Genomic DNA, 14179 nt, shown 5'->3' on the forward strand with positions numbered 1-14179 from the left:
GATGGTTCGGCTTCAGAGCCAACCGTGAACCGCCGTGGTACGGAACCGTATGCCCGGTGGTGTGAGAGGACGGGGGAGGCAACTCCCCCTCCTACTCGATTACCTGAAAACTGCGCATGGTTCAGCGCTGGCGGCGGGGTGGGGGAGTCTTTTCTGCAGGGAAAAAGATGTCTGAGCGAAGCGAGTTGTTTTTCCCGGAAGAAAAGACTCCCCCACCTCGGGGCCAGCTCACTCCGAAACCTGAACCCCAGAGGCAGCCAATTCCAAACGAGAGACATAAAAAAACGCCAGCCCGAAGGCTGGCGTTTTCAGATCAGAGGTAAGTTACCTCGGAGGGGCTCAGGCTACGGAAGCCTCAGACGCCTTCTTGGTGTACTCGTCCATCTGGTCGAAGTTGAGATACTTATAGATCTCTTTGGACATGCTGTTCAGGTCCTTGGCGTACTCCATGTACTCTGCCGGAGTCGGGAGTTTGCCCAGTACCGCGCCCACAGCTGCCAGTTCCGCAGAGGTCAGGTACACGTTGGCACCATCACCCAGACGGTTCGGGAAGTTACGGGTAGAGGTAGACAGAACAGTCGACTTCGGCGCTACACGTGCCTGGTTACCCATGCACAGGGAACAGCCCGGCATCTCGGTGCGAACACCGGCGGTGCCGTAGGTGTTGAAGTAGCCTTCTTCCATCAGCTGGGCCTGGTCCATCTTGGTGGGCGGAGACATCCACAGACGGGTGCTCAGGGGGCCTTTGTGCTGCTCAAGCAGTTTGCCGGCGGCACGGAAGTGACCGATGTTGGTCATGCAGGAGCCGATGAACACTTCGTCCACCTTGTCGCCAGCCACTTCGGACAGGAACTTGGCATCGTCCGGGTCGTTCGGGCAGCAAACGATCGGCTCTTTAATGTCGGCCAGGTCGATCTCAACCACGTGAGCGTATTCGGCGTCTTTGTCAGCACGCATCAGCTTCGGATTGGCCAGCCATTCTTCCATCTGCTGGGCACGACGCTCCAGGGTGCGCGGATCGCCGTAACCTTCGGCAATCATCCAGCGCAGCATGGTGATGTTGGAGCGCAGGTACTCGGCAACAGACTCTTCAGACAGGTTGATGGTACAACCGGCTGCAGAGCGCTCAGCGGAAGCGTCAGACAGCTCGAACGCCTGCTCAACGGTCAGGTGCTCGAGACCTTCGATTTCCAGGATACGGCCGGAGAATTCGTTGATCTTGCCCTTCTTCTCAACAGTCAGCATGCCTTGCTTGATGCCGTACAGCGGAATGGCGTGTACCAGGTCACGCAGGGTGATGCCCGGCTGCATTTCGCCTTTGAAGCGAACCAGAACCGATTCCGGCATATCCAGCGGCATAACGCCGGTGGCAGCAGCAAACGCAACCAGACCAGAACCGGCCGGGAAGGAAATGCCCATCGGGAAACGGGTGTGGGAGTCACCACCGGTACCTACGGTGTCCGGCAGCAGCATGCGGTTCAGCCAGGAGTGGATGATACCGTCGCCCGGACGCAGGGAAACACCGCCACGGGTGCGGATGAAGTCCGGCATGGTGTGCTGCATTTCTACGTCTACCGGCTTCGGATAAGCGGCGGTGTGACAGAACGACTGCATCACCAGGTCAGCCTGGAAGCCCAGACACGCCAGGTCTTTCAGCTCGTCACGGGTCATCGGGCCGGTGGTGTCCTGGGAGCCTACGGTGGTCATGTGCGGCTCACAGTAGGTGCCCGGGCGCACGCCCTGGCCTTCATCCAGACCGCAGGCCTTGCCGACCATCTTCTGGCCCAGGGTGAAGCCCTTGGTGCCGGCTTCCGGATCTTTTGGCAGACGGAACAGATCAGTTGCGCCCATGCCCAGTGCGGTACGGGCCTTGGCGGTCAGGCCACGGCCGATGATCAGCGGGATACGGCCGCCAGCCTGAACTTCGTCCAGGATCACGTCAGACTTGAACTTGAACTCGGAGATGGTGTCACCGGCTTCGTTCAGGATCTTGCCTTCGTACGGGCGGATTTCAATCACATCGCCCATGTTCATGTTGTCGACCGGTGCTTCGAATACCAGGGCGCCAGCGTCTTCCATGGTGTTGAAGAAGATCGGGGCAACCTTGTTACCGATACACACACCGCCGGCACGCTTGTTCGGCACGCCCGGGATGTCGTCACCGAAGAACCACAGAACGGAGTTGGTGGCAGACTTACGGGAAGAGCCGGTACCGACTACGTCACCGACGAAAGCAACCGGCAGGCCGCGGGATTTGATTTCGTCGATCTGGCTCATCGGGCCGGTTACGCCGGGCTCTTCGGGCTTCAGGCCGTCGCGCTCCATCTTGTAAGCGGCGCGGGCGTGCAGCGGGATGTCCGGACGGGACCAGGCATCCGGAGCCGGAGACAGGTCGTCGGTGTTGGTTTCGCCAGTCACCTTGAACACCACCATCTTGGTGCTTTCGGGAACCTTGTTCTTCTTGGTGAACCACTCGGCGTTGGCCCAGGACTCAACCACAGACTTGGCCACGGCGTTGCCAGCGTCCATCTTTTCTTTAACGTCGTTGAACGCGTCGAACATCAGCAGGGTGTGCTTGAGTTCTTCACCGGCCAGCTCGGCCAGTTCGCTGTCGTCCAGAAGGTCAACCAGAGTCGCGATGTTGTAGCCGCCCTGCATCATGCCCAGCAGCTGCACAGCTTTCTTTTTGTCGATCAGAGGAGACGTTGCTTCACCCTTAACAATCGCGGTCAGGAACGCAGCTTTAACGTAAGCTGCTTCGTCCACGCCCGGTGGTACGCGGTTTTCCAACAGGTCAACCAGGGTGGCTTCTTCGCCGGCCGGCGGGTTTTTCAGCAGCTCGATCAGACCAGCAGTCTGCTCGGGGTTCAGGGGCTTGGGTGGGATACCCAGGGCTTCACGTTCGGCAACGTGTTCACGGTAGGCTTCTAACACGATATGGACCCTCATCAGTTGGAATGTCCCGCGCCGGAGGCAAGCTTGCCTGGCGGGAGGTTTTTTGGCGAAAAGGCCGCAGGAGCCTCTGAATAACGCCTCAAATCACCGATGGGGTTTCAGGATTTATTCAGAGACTCCTTGATCTGGCGCTGCATTCTATAGGAAACCCCTTATAAAGTTAAGTTGGACAGAGGTCGGAGAGATCTGCTAGCTGCGCTATACTGCCGCGCTTGATGAATCAGACTGCTGCTGAAGCCATGAACGACGCCCTGAAAGAGATACACGAATTTTTGCCCTGCCGCACGCCGGTACAGTGGATTGAGAATGCGCTGGCCAACCAGGATGTGATGCTGATTGACCACGCCCACTGTGAGAAGAAAGCGGCCTCCACGGCGCTGAGCCTGATATACCGCTATGTGGACAACACCGATCTGCTCAACAAGATGTCCCGCCTGGCCCGGGAGGAGTTGCGGCATTTTGAGCAGGTGCTGGCGATCATGAAGAAGCGGGGGGTGATTTATTCACATCTTTCGCCGGCCCGTTACGCTGCAGGCCTGCGTGAAGCCGTTCGCAAGGATGACCCTGGCCGCTTGGTGGATGTGTTGATTGTAGGCGCCATCATCGAGGCGAGATCCTGTGAACGCTTTGCCGCCCTGGCGCCGCACCTTGATGACAAGCTGGCGGAGTTCTACAACAGTTTGCTGAAATCTGAAGCGCGGCATTACCAGGATTATCTGGTACTGGCACAGCGGGCCAACGGTGGCCCGGTGCAAGATCGGGTGGCGGAGTTTATGGCCATCGAGCAGAAGCTGATTGAAGAGCCGGATACGGAGTTCCGGTTTCACAGTGGGCCTCTCGCTTACTGACCCTTCGCCACGGACATTCACAGACGCTCACGGACAAAAGAGAAAAAAATCTCTAAAGCTCCTCACACAGCGTCATCCACCGGGCAATCCCCGCACTTCGGTATTTCTGCTTGTGCAGGATGAAGTAGAAGTGCCGGTCGAACTGGCGGTGAGGGATGGCCAGGGGCACCAGGCTGCCGCGTTTGAAGGCGTCGGCCAGGACCACCTCTGACAGGCAGCCGATGCCCAGGTTGGCTTCTACTGCCCGCTTGATGGCCTCGGTGTGTTCCAGTTCCAGTAGCACGTTCAGGTCTGGCAGTAGCCCGTGCATGCCCCGTTCGAAGCTCTGGCGGGTGCCGGAGCCCTGTTCCCGGAGAATCCAGGTGGCGGCGCGCAGATCGTCGTCGGTCAGTTCGCCCTTGCCGGCCAGCGGGTGGTCAGGGGAGCAGAAGGCCACCAGCCGGTCTTCTCGCCAGGGAATCACTTCCAGCTCCGACGCCTGCAGTTCGCCCTCGATCAAACCGATGTCGAGTTCAAAGTCCCGAACCCGTCTTGCAATGGTGCTGGTGTTGGCAACTTCCAGAGAAACTTTCGGGTGGTTTGGCGAGCTCATGTACTCGGCCATCACGCCTACCGCCAGGTAATTGCCGATAGTGAGTGTGGCACCCACTTTCAGAGCGCCGACCTCGGAGTGTTTGCTGAAGGCCTGTTCCAGCTCCCTCGCCTGAGCCAGCAGGGCTTCGGCTTTCGGCCGATACAGTCGGCCCAGCTCGTTCAGTTGCAGCCGCTTGCCCACCCGGTCAAACAGCTGGATATCGAACTGGGATTCCAGCTCCTTGAGGGCACTGCTGGCCGCGGATTGCGACATGGCAAGGGATTCCGCCGCCCGGGTGATGTTCTGGAAATGGGCGGCGGCGAGGAAGACCTCGAGTTGGCGGAAGCTGTACTTCATAATCGATCAGGCCGGATAGATGAAAGAAAATGTCCTGTCTGATCGATACGTTAGCCGGTCACTGCCGCCAACACAACCGTGATGGCCGGTTCAGGGGATCATCAGTACCGGGTAGGGGCTGCCGGCCGCCACATGTTCCGTGGTACTGCCGATCATGATCTCCTGAATGGGTGTTGAGCCCCGTTTCCCCATAATGGTCAACAGGGGGCGGGTGTCATTGATGGTTTTCAGGATCTGGTCCACCGGCCGGCCGGTCAGGATATTCCGGTGTACGTTTGGGTGACGCTCTGCCAGTTCATTGATCCTCTGTTCCGTGGCTTCATCAGATTGTTCCGGCTCCTCGGAATGTGCCCATACCACGCGCCCGGTGCGCTGGTTGGCCATGAGCTTTTCAAAGACTGCCTGGGCATTGAATGACGCCTTTGATCCATCGGTGGCAAGCAAAATCTCCTCTTCGGCCGCCGGTGGCTCGTCCTGGACCGGAATGATCAAGAGCGGAACTTTGGTCATTCGGGCGAGGTTCAGGGCGGTGTTTCCGAAGAACAGTTCCTTGGCTGCCCGATGGCTGCGGTTGCACGCTACGACGCCGTCGGCGTTGAGTTTCTTGGCCAGAGCCTGGACTTCCTGGGCAACAAAGCCCTTGGAAACGTGGGTGGCGGTTTCTATGCCCAGGCTGTTCTTGAGGTGTTCCCCGATCCTCCGTAACCGTTCTGTAGCCGAGCCTTCGGTGTCGTCCGGATGCAGTCGTTTATGGGTCTGCAGGACATAGGTGAGCGTAATCTTCCGGGTGCCCAGGAGTTTGAGCAAAGCTGGCAGCTGTTCCATAGCCTGTTCCCATTCCTTGGTGTAGTCCACGGTCAGAATCAGGTGATCGAGCATGGTGTTCTCCCTGGTGGTTGTTTGTTCTGGGACCAATTTCTTTCAGGCTAGTTCAGGAGTAACCTGAAGACCATGACCCCGGTCAGTTTGTTATCGATGTATATCTATAAAATCGAACACATATATGAGTATTGCCTGTTTTGTCGATTTAACCTGTCGGGTTAAACTTTACCCATTGAATTCCCATATAACCTGTATGAAGTCGCAACAACGAGGCTGCCATGAGTAATCTGATGAAAGAAACGGTCACCAGCGTTCACCACTGGAACGATACTCTGTTCAGTTTCAAGACCAGCCGGGACCCGGGGTTCCGTTTCAAGAACGGGCACTTTGTCATGATTGGTCTGGAAACAGACGGCAAGCCGCTTATGCGGGCCTACAGTATCGCCAGCGCCAACTATGAGGAAGAGCTTGAGTTTTTCTCGATCAAGGTTCCGGACGGCCCACTGACGTCACGACTGCAGAAGATTCAGGTGGGGGATGAAATTCTGGTCAGTCGTAAGCCCACCGGCACCCTGGTGTTGGATAACCTGTTGCCGGGACGCAACCTCTGGCTGATCAGCACCGGCACCGGGCTTGCGCCGTTCATGAGTATTATCAAAGACCCTGAGGTGTATGAAGCCTACGACAAGGTCATCCTGACCCACGGGGTACGGTATGTGTCTGAGCTGGCTTACCAGCAGGATATCCAGGACCTGCCGGAAAACGAGTTTTTCGGTGAGATGGTGCACGGCAAATTGCTGTACTACCCGACGGTCACCCGTGAGCCCTTCCGCAACCAGGGTCGCCTGACCGATGCCATGGAGACTGGCAAGATCACCCGTGATCTCGGTTTGCCCGATTTTGATGTGGAGCAGGATCGCTTCATGATTTGCGGCAGCCCGAGCATGCTCAAGGACACCTGCAGCATTCTCAATAACATGGGCTTCCGTGAGGCTCGCGGCGGCGACATGGGCCACTACGTTATTGAACGGGCGTTTGTGGAGCAGTAAACCGCCTTTGGGCCTGCTGCGGTCTACCTCAGCCAGTTGCGGATCTGCATTGCCAGGCGCTCACCATCGCTGAGCGCCGCGCGCTCTGCCATCAGCTCAGCCAGCACATCCGGGCGGTCGGTAATGATATTATCAACGCCCATATCCAGAAAGCGTGCCATGTCGGACGGTTGATTGACAGTCCACACATGCAGCTCATTGCCCGCCTTGTGCGCCCTGGCGACCGCTGCCGGGGTGGCCCGGTTCAGGCGCAGCGCCAGAATGTCGTAACGATCCTGCCACAAGGGGCCTACCACGAACTGTGCCAGCAACGCGGTTTTCAGGCCCGGTTCCATTTGCTTTGCCAGTTCCAGGCTGGGCCAGTCAGCTGCTGCAATGATAGTGCCTTCCACGGCATTATTTTCTTGCAGGGTCTGGACAACGGCGGTTACCAGTGCCCGCTCGTTGCGGTTCGGTTTCAGGTCAACAAACAGTCGGGCCTGGCCACGGGTGGCCTTGACCGCTTGCTCCAGCGTTGCGATACGCTCATGGGCAAAGTGATCACCAAACCATGAGCCGGCATCCAGATGATGGATGTCGTCATACCGGACATCGCCAATCCGTTCCGGCTTTCCGAATATCCTCGCCATATCCTGGTCGTGCCAGAGCACTGGTACGCCGTCTGCGGTCAGTTGGACATCAATTTCAACGTAGTCGGCACCGTCCTCTACAGCTTGGTGTATGGCGCTGAGAGTATTTTCCGGAGCTTTGAAGGCGCTGCCACGGTGGGCCGTTATGGTCGCTTTGTCTTGCTGGTTCAGCGAGTTGACCACTTGAACGCTTTGGGTCAGTACCAGCGCGATGATCACGACCTCGAGCAGCCAAAGCCGGCGCCCGGTTTTTGCATCCTGTCGGTCCGGAGACGGCTGCTGCCATTGCAGCTTGCGCCCGGGTATTGCTTTGTAGCGGGCGACGATGAGGGTGCCCAGTGCCGAGCTGGCCAGGAAGGTAAGGGCAAGACTGACGAGAAGGTAGCTCCCCACCAACAGGATAACCACGGGCAAGAGGATACTGGCTTTCGCTGGCACAACCCTGAACACACTGGCCGCCAGCAAATCAAACACCAGCGTTACCACGGCCGGCATGGCCAGCACCGCGACAATACCAAGCGACAGGAGACCGACCGTTTCGCGATGAGCGCCGCGGGTGTCGCGGGCACTCTGTTGAAGGGCCGCCATCGGTGTTTGTTGGTCCAGCATCAGGGCCGGGATGGAAAGAATCCAGCGGAGAAACAGGGTGCCGTTGGCCACCACAATGGCACCCAGCATGACCAGACAGAAGCCAAGGAACCACCAGAGAATCGGTGGGCGCTCAAGGTTTAGCAGGTAAGGGTCGAAGTTGTTGAGCAACAGATGTGCGGCGAAGCCCATGGCCGCCAGAAATGGCAAGGCAATCAACAAATGCGCCAGGGTTTGAATGATGGCCAGTAGAGCCAGTTGCGGCAAGCGCCGACCAATCCCCACCAAGGCACGGATGGCTGCCCTCGAGGTGTGATTGCCAGTCTGGGCGGCGATCAAAGTAACCCCGGCCAGTTGGAGGACGATCAGTACCGCTGCAAGTAACAGGGTTACCAGCAGCCAGAGCACGCCGCCCGGCGATGCCAGAAAGTCCAGCAGGCCACCGGTTGTGATGGCCGCGTCACCGGTGAGTGGCCTGAGCAGAGACACCGCGGCAGTAATCAGCGGTGTAAATACCGCGATGGATAAACCGGTGAAGGTCAGGTAGAGCGCAAGCAATGACCGATGATGGTGGCGGAACAGGGCCAAGCCTTGTCTTAGCAGGGGTAGCACGTTATTCGCCTTCCTGGGTCAGCAGTGTGGCTTTCTCCAGCAGTGCCAGGCGCTCATCGAAGGACAGGAAGGGTTCGTCTTCGGTTTGTTGCAGGCTTCCGAACAGTCTGTCTGGATCGAACGCCCAGTTGCTGCAGCGGGTAGTCAATTCGGTACAGGCGAGCAGGGTGCCGGATTCCCGGAGAAAGTACTTCATGCCGGTGTAGGTGTCGGCCAGCATCAGGTCGCGAGCAGGCTCCGTCGGCTCAGACAGCAGGCTTCGGCCAAGCATGTCCCCGGCCAGGTGGCCGTTGCCCGTAGCATCCAGAATGGTCATCGGGATGTCGAACTGGGCAACAATCCGGTTTTCCGGTGCGAATTCACTGAGGTCTGGCCGGCCCGGCGAGCGTATGGCCAGCACGCCGAGGTTGCTGTTCAGCGGCAAGGTCTCATGGTCGTCGCGAACAAAGCCGCCGGATTCATCGGATGTGACAATCACCAGAGTGTTGTCCAGCAGTCCTTCCTGCTCAAGCTGTGTCAGAAAGCGTTCTAGGGAGTTGGCCATGACCACCATGGCCTTTTTGCGAGCCATCTGGGTGGCAGGGAGCCCCGTTGTTTCTTCAGAAGGAGATTGGTTGGCCTGCTCGGCTTCCAGTTCCTGTTCGGCTTCTGGTCCGATGTTGAACGGATGGTGGGTGCCGACATTCAGGGTTGTGACAAACCAGGGGCCGCGTTGGCTATCCAGTTCACTCAGGCGTTCAGCAATGTCCGGGAAGAACGTCGGGTCTGGCGGTCCCCAGCCATCCTGTTCCTGCGCGTGACCAAATGCCTCTGCGCCGGTGACGTTCTCATAGCCCGCCCGGGGCATGAACTGATCTTTTTTCATGTATTCGATTGGCGCAGCTTGCCAGTAAGCGGTGGTGTAGCCCTGATCTTTCAGCTTCCCCGGAAGGCAGTCGGGATTGGCTTTGTCTTCCGCGACGGCCAACATCTTCTCCGATGGCCGGCGCAAGTCGGGGTAGCGCCCACACACCAGGGCAAAGGTGCCGCGATCCGTCTGCCGTTCCATGCTCAGCACGTTGTTGTAGACCCGGAAACCGAAGGCGTCGAACGTCGCCTCCAGAGTGTCGAGAGAGACGATGGGCTGAAGGTTGTGATATTGGCTGATTTTCGGCAGGTAGCCTCCGGACAGCCCCTCGATCATGATCAACAGAACATTGGGTGGCTCGGGATTCTGAAAGTTGCTGGTTTGTTGGTGGAAAAAGTTTGTTCGTCTGTCCAGTTGCTCACTGAGTTCAGTGGTTTCGTCACCGATAGCAGTGCCAACCGGATTGAGCAACGCACCTGGAACCTGGGCGACAGTGCTGGCCACCACATTATTGGCGGGTGTCGTCAGGCTCGGAAACGACAGAGTGTAGAGGCCGGTGACCAGAACGGCGGAACTGATAAGCAGGACTGGCGCACGCTCTGAAGTGGGCACCCATTTTCGATGCAGCCAGTGCAACAGCCAGGCCAGCACGAGGTAGCCCGGGAGGGTTATCAGATAGATGTTGAGCAGGCTGCCGGTAATGAACGTACTGTCCATACCCTTGCCGGCGAAGGCCAGTTGGAAAAGCGTGCCATGGGCTGTCAGGTGCATGCCGGCCACATAGAGTGCGACGCCCAGGGCGGTGATCAACAGGGCGCGGACAACGCCAACCGATAGATGCAGGAATACGGCCAGCAAAAAAGCCCCGGCAACGTCGCCGCCCAGGGTACCGGGCAGGCTCGGGAGTACCCCGCTTTGAATGATCAGCAGGCCGCGAATCACTGCCAGCCAGATCCAGGCAAGGAAGAAGGTGCGTATGAAACAGGCTGCAAGAGAAGCCCGGTTCCCTGTCATAGGGTTCACTCGTGTCAGTTGCGTTATATGAACAGTATGAGGCAAGAGGCTTGTGCTTCAACCGCTGGAGCTTGCTAAGGTAACGGATCAGATGGCCGGGAAGTTTCTGAAAATTCCTTCGTTATCAGAGCCTTTGTCAGAAAATCATCACTACGGGAAGCGCAGGGGAATGAAAAAAAGTGTCCAAATCGTAATTGCGGGAGCCATCGCGGTGGTGTGCGGCGCGTTTCTCGGCAGTCTGGTGCAGACTCAGTTCAACCTGTCGGCGTTGTCGGCCCTTGGGGCCTCGTTCAGCCTGGTGGATCGCCTCGTTGTCATGGGGCAGGACCTGGTTGGGTTCGCGCCTGTCTATGGGGTGCTGCTGGCCGCTGCATTGGTTCCGGGCTTCCTGGTAACTGCGGGATTGCTCCGGTTGTTGGGCTGGCCCTACCGGGATTTCTGGTATGCCCTTGGTGGAGCTCTTGCGTTGTGGGCAACGCTGGCCCTGGTTGATGTGTTGGCGCCCATGCCGACACTGATCGCAGCAACCCGAACCCTGCCCGGGCTGTTGGCGATGCTGGGGACCGCAGCAGTAGCGGGATGGGTGTTTGCGCAACTGACGGGCAAGATGACCATGACCGTGGCCCGTCATGGTCTGATAGCACCTTTCTTGGTATTGGCCGGCGTGGGCGCTCCGGAGCCGACATTGGCCCAGGAAGCGGCCGATTATCGGATAGACGTGGTCGCTGAAGGGCTTGATCACCCGTGGTCGTTGGCATTCATGCCAGGGGGTGATTTTCTGGTGACCGAGCGCGCTGGAGAACTGAAAAAAGTATCGCCGGATGGGCATCAGGTGCAGGTGTCGGGTGTCCCGGACGTATTCGTCTCCGGCCAGGCCGGATTGTTTGATGTGCTACTCGAGCCCGGCTTTGATGGCAGGGCGGGGGATGATCGACGTCGTGGTGTGTTCCTCGCCTATGCCTGTGGCACGGTTCGGGAAAATCATCTGTGCGTCGCCCGTGGCCAGCTTGTCGGAAGCGAACTGATGCAAGTGCGGGAAATCTTCAGGGCCAGGCCGGGTAAATATGGTGATGCCCATTACGGTGGGCGCATGGCCTGGCTGGCCGACGGCACCTTGCTGGTAACCCTGGGGGATGGCTTCGATTTTCGGGAGGAAGCACAGAAACTGTCCAGCCATCTGGGCACCATCGTGCGACTGAATCCGGACGGTTCCATTCCGGCGGATAATCCGTTCGTACAGGTGGATGGCGCTCTGCCGGAGATCTTCAGCCTGGGGCATCGAAATGTTCAGGGGCTGGTCTACGATGCCGGTAATGACCGGGTCATCGCTCACGAACACGGCCCCCGTGGCGGTGACGAGATCAACCTGATCCAGGCCGGGCGCAATTACGGCTGGCCGTTGGCCACCGATGGCCGTGACTATACCGGTGCCATGGTAACGCCATTCAAACGATACGAGGGTACCGAGCAACCCCTGTGGTCATGGACGCCGTCCATCGCACCATCGGGCCTGGCGTTGTACAGCGGCCACCAATTCCCGCACTGGCAGGGCGACCTGTTTGTCGGCGCCCTGGCCAATAAGAGTGTGCATCGGGTTGTTCTCAGCGAGGGCCGGGTTGTGGAAAGCGAGCGCCTGTTTTCTGAGCTTGGTGAGCGTATCCGCGATGTGCGGCAAGGGCCCGACGGCGCCCTGTATCTCTTGACCGACTCAGCCGATGGGCGGTTGCTGCGAGTGTCGGGCCAGGTGCTGGAGCAGGCACAGACCATGACGTTGACGGCCGAAGAGCTGGCCTGGGTTGGAGAACGAATTTTCCGAAACGAATGTGCCGGGCGGCATGAATGCCTGGTGCACTGGAATGAGGGCGAAGCGTTTCCTTCGTTGGGGATTGGCCACTTTATCTGGTATCCGGAGGGCGAAAGCGGACGTTTTACCGAGAGTTTCCCGGCGCTTCTGGACTTTATGGTTGATCGCGGTGTGCAGCTTCCCGGCTGGCTGGAAGACGCCCGCACCCAAGGCGCGCCCTGGCCAGACCGTGCCGGTTTTCTCAGTAGTTCGAGTGCGACCGATGAGGTAAAGGCGCTGCGGGCACTCCTGTATGAAACCCGCGGTTATCAGGTGCGCTTTATCCAGGAACGCGCCGCCCGCTCCCTGGAAACGGTGGTTAATGCCGCGCCCGAAGCGCAGCGGCCGGTTATTCGGGAACGCTTGTGGCAGCTTGGGCAAACGCCCGGTGGTGTCTACGCGTTGATGGACTACGTCAACTTCAAGGGCGAAGGGCTTTCAGAAACGGAGCGCTATGAGGGCGAAGGTTGGGGGTTGTTGCAGGTCTTGCAGGCTATGGATAAGAGCCCGGGGCTTCGCCCGCTGGATCGCTTTCGGGAGGCCGCGGGCCGGGTGCTTACCCGGCGCGCCGAGCTGGCAGAGCAGGCCATAGAGCGGGAACGCTGGTTGCCGGGTTGGCTGCGCCGTCTGGAAACCTATCGGGAGCCCACCGACGGGTAAGGCCTGAGGAAGGGGCGACCCCTGCGGCATCAAGGCTGCAGGGGCTGCTTTTTCAACTCAGCTTCCTTGCCGGGCTGTACTTCCAGCCACCAAAGGTGGCTGTGCCAGTCACCGAGCACAATCCGGCGCGCTGGTTTGTTATTGGCTTCGAGGTGGTGCACGGCCGGACGATGGGTGTGGCCATGAATCATCAACTGAACGCCGTGGGCTTCGAGCTCCTTGACTACTTCCTCTGGCGTCACATCCATGATGTCTTCCGCCTTGCCCTGGTTCTTGGCCATCGACAGCGCCCGTAATTGCTTTGCCATTTGCTGGCGGTCTTCCAGGGGGCGGGCCAGCATCATCTTCTGCATCTGCGGGTTGCGCATGTTGGCGCGGAATTTCTGGTATTCCACATCGGCAGTGCACAGGCTGTCGCCGTGCAGCAGCAGAGTAGGCGTTCCATACAGATCGATCACCGTCGGGTCGTCCAGCAGGGTGGCGCCGGACCGGTGGCAGAAATCTTCTCCGATCAGGAAGTCCCGGTTGCCATGCATCAGGAAGATATGGGTGCCGCTGTCGCTGAGGTGCTTCAGGGCGCCAGCAACCTGCTCCTGAAGTGGTGTGCGCTCGTCGTCACCAATCCAGGCCTCAAAAAAATCGCCCAGAATGTAGAGCTGCTCAACCCCTGCTGCCTTCTCTCGCAGGAACGTCAGGAACGCGTCCGTAATATCCGGGCGCGACTCCTCAAGGTGCAGATCCGAGATAAACAGCGTGGTCACGCGTCCTCCAGAACCTCGGCCTTTTCAATGATGACGTCTTCAAATGGCACGTCCTGGTGGCCGGCACGCATGGTGGTGCGAACGGCGCGGATGTTGTTTACGGTCTCCATGCCGTCAACCACTTTGCCGAACACACAGTAGCCCCAGCCCTCGGCATTCTTGGCGGTGTGGTCGAGGAATCCGTTGTTCTCCACGTTGATGAAGAACTGGGCCGTAGCTGAGTGCGGGTCCATGGTGCGGGCCATGGCAATGGTGCCGACCATGTTGCTAAGGCCGTTGTCGGCTTCGTTCTGGATGGGGTCGCGGGTTTTGCGTGGGGTCATGCCCGGCTCAAAGCCGCCGCCCTGAACCATGAAGTTGCTGATGACACGGTGAAAGATCAGACCGTCGTAAAAGCCGTCGCGAACATACTGCTCAAAGTTCTTTGCGGTTTCCGGGGCTTTTTCGTAGTCCAGTTCCAGTTTGATATCACCGTGGTTGGTCTGCAGCAGAATCATCAGGTCGTCCTGTTAAATAGGGGTTGTGGGTCTGAAGGTTGCATTGTACTCAAGAGTTTCGTCCTGTGCATGAGTCCGGCAACGATTTGTGAGTATAATAGGCGGTTTAAGGGAGCCTGCACC

At 58.6% G+C, this 14179-nt stretch carries 10 protein-coding genes; 3 read left to right on the forward strand and 7 right to left on the reverse strand.

Annotation, left to right across the window (positions count from 1 at the left end; all coding sequences use genetic code 11):
* Positions 1 to 339: 339 nt before the first annotated feature.
* Entirely contained in the window at positions 340 to 2934 is a 2595-nt protein-coding gene (locus tag J122_RS02125) for a bifunctional aconitate hydratase 2/2-methylisocitrate dehydratase (protein WP_061331162.1), read from the reverse strand.
* 260 nt (positions 2935 to 3194) lie between these two features.
* Between J122_RS02125 and J122_RS02130 the strand changes: the two genes are divergently transcribed.
* A complete protein-coding gene (locus J122_RS02130) occupies positions 3195 to 3803 on the forward strand; it encodes a tRNA-(ms[2]io[6]A)-hydroxylase (protein ID WP_061331163.1) in 609 nt (202 codons plus the stop codon).
* Positions 3804 to 3855: 52 nt separating this feature from the next.
* Here J122_RS02130 and J122_RS02135 read toward each other — a convergent pair whose 3' ends face one another.
* Both J122_RS02135 and J122_RS02140 read right to left on the reverse strand, forming a co-directional pair.
* Positions 3856 to 4734: a LysR family transcriptional regulator gene (locus tag J122_RS02135; protein WP_061330953.1), complete on the reverse strand. Its 879-nt coding sequence runs from the start codon at positions 4732 to 4734 to the stop codon at positions 3856 to 3858.
* Positions 4735 to 4824: 90 nt separating this feature from the next.
* Entirely contained in the window at positions 4825 to 5613 is a 789-nt protein-coding gene (locus tag J122_RS02140) for a universal stress protein (RefSeq protein WP_061330954.1), read from the reverse strand.
* Positions 5614 to 5834: 221 nt separating this feature from the next.
* On the opposite strand from J122_RS02140, the gene J122_RS02145 reads away from it, so the two are divergent.
* Entirely contained in the window at positions 5835 to 6605 is a 771-nt protein-coding gene (locus J122_RS02145; RefSeq protein WP_061330955.1) for a ferredoxin--NADP reductase, read from the forward strand.
* A gap of 23 nt (positions 6606 to 6628) precedes the next feature.
* Here J122_RS02145 and J122_RS02150 read toward each other — a convergent pair whose 3' ends face one another.
* Complete coding sequence (locus J122_RS02150) at positions 6629 to 8434, reverse strand: glycerophosphodiester phosphodiesterase family protein (protein WP_082780488.1); 1806 nt, start codon at positions 8432 to 8434, stop codon at positions 6629 to 6631.
* 1 nt (position 8435) lies between these two features.
* On the reverse strand, positions 8436 to 10295 hold the full coding sequence (locus tag J122_RS02155; RefSeq protein ID WP_061330957.1) for an LTA synthase family protein: 1860 nt from the start codon (positions 10293 to 10295) through the stop codon (positions 8436 to 8438).
* 169 nt (positions 10296 to 10464) lie between these two features.
* Between J122_RS02155 and J122_RS20085 the strand changes: the two genes are divergently transcribed.
* Positions 10465 to 12798 (forward strand): PQQ-dependent sugar dehydrogenase, encoded by a 2334-nt coding sequence (locus J122_RS20085; protein ID WP_082780489.1) that lies wholly within the window; start codon positions 10465 to 10467, stop codon positions 12796 to 12798.
* 29 nt (positions 12799 to 12827) lie between these two features.
* On the opposite strand, the gene lpxH is transcribed toward J122_RS20085, so the two are convergent.
* Positions 12828 to 13559: a UDP-2,3-diacylglucosamine diphosphatase gene (lpxH, locus tag J122_RS02165; RefSeq protein WP_061330958.1), complete on the reverse strand. Its 732-nt coding sequence runs from the start codon at positions 13557 to 13559 to the stop codon at positions 12828 to 12830.
* A complete protein-coding gene (locus tag J122_RS02170) occupies positions 13556 to 14056 on the reverse strand; it encodes a peptidylprolyl isomerase (RefSeq protein WP_061330959.1) in 501 nt (166 codons plus the stop codon). Before J122_RS02170 ends, lpxH begins: the two co-directional genes overlap by 4 nt.
* Positions 14057 to 14179: the final 123 nt, after the last annotated feature.

Origin of the sequence: Marinobacter excellens LAMA 842 (assembly GCF_001574445.1) — a bacterium.
Classification (GTDB): domain Bacteria; phylum Pseudomonadota; class Gammaproteobacteria; order Pseudomonadales; family Oleiphilaceae; genus Marinobacter; species Marinobacter shengliensis.

Bases quoted from the DNA above. Each gene is read 5' to 3' on its own strand.
- J122_RS02170 (WP_061330959.1), bottom strand. From the start codon at position 14,056: ATGATTCTGCTGCAGACCAACCACGGTGATATCAAACTGGAACTGGAC.
- J122_RS02145 (WP_061330955.1), top strand. From the start codon at position 5,835: ATGAGTAATCTGATGAAAGAAACGGTCACCAGCGTTCACCACTGGAAC.
- J122_RS02135 (WP_061330953.1), bottom strand. From the start codon at position 4,734: ATGAAGTACAGCTTCCGCCAACTCGAGGTCTTCCTCGCCGCCGCCCAT.
- J122_RS20085 (WP_082780489.1), top strand. From the start codon at position 10,465: ATGAAAAAAAGTGTCCAAATCGTAATTGCGGGAGCCATCGCGGTGGTG.
- J122_RS02140 (WP_061330954.1), bottom strand. From the start codon at position 5,613: ATGCTCGATCACCTGATTCTGACCGTGGACTACACCAAGGAATGGGAA.
- J122_RS02155 (WP_061330957.1), bottom strand. From the start codon at position 10,295: ATGACAGGGAACCGGGCTTCTCTTGCAGCCTGTTTCATACGCACCTTC.
- J122_RS02130 (WP_061331163.1), top strand. From the start codon at position 3,195: ATGAACGACGCCCTGAAAGAGATACACGAATTTTTGCCCTGCCGCACG.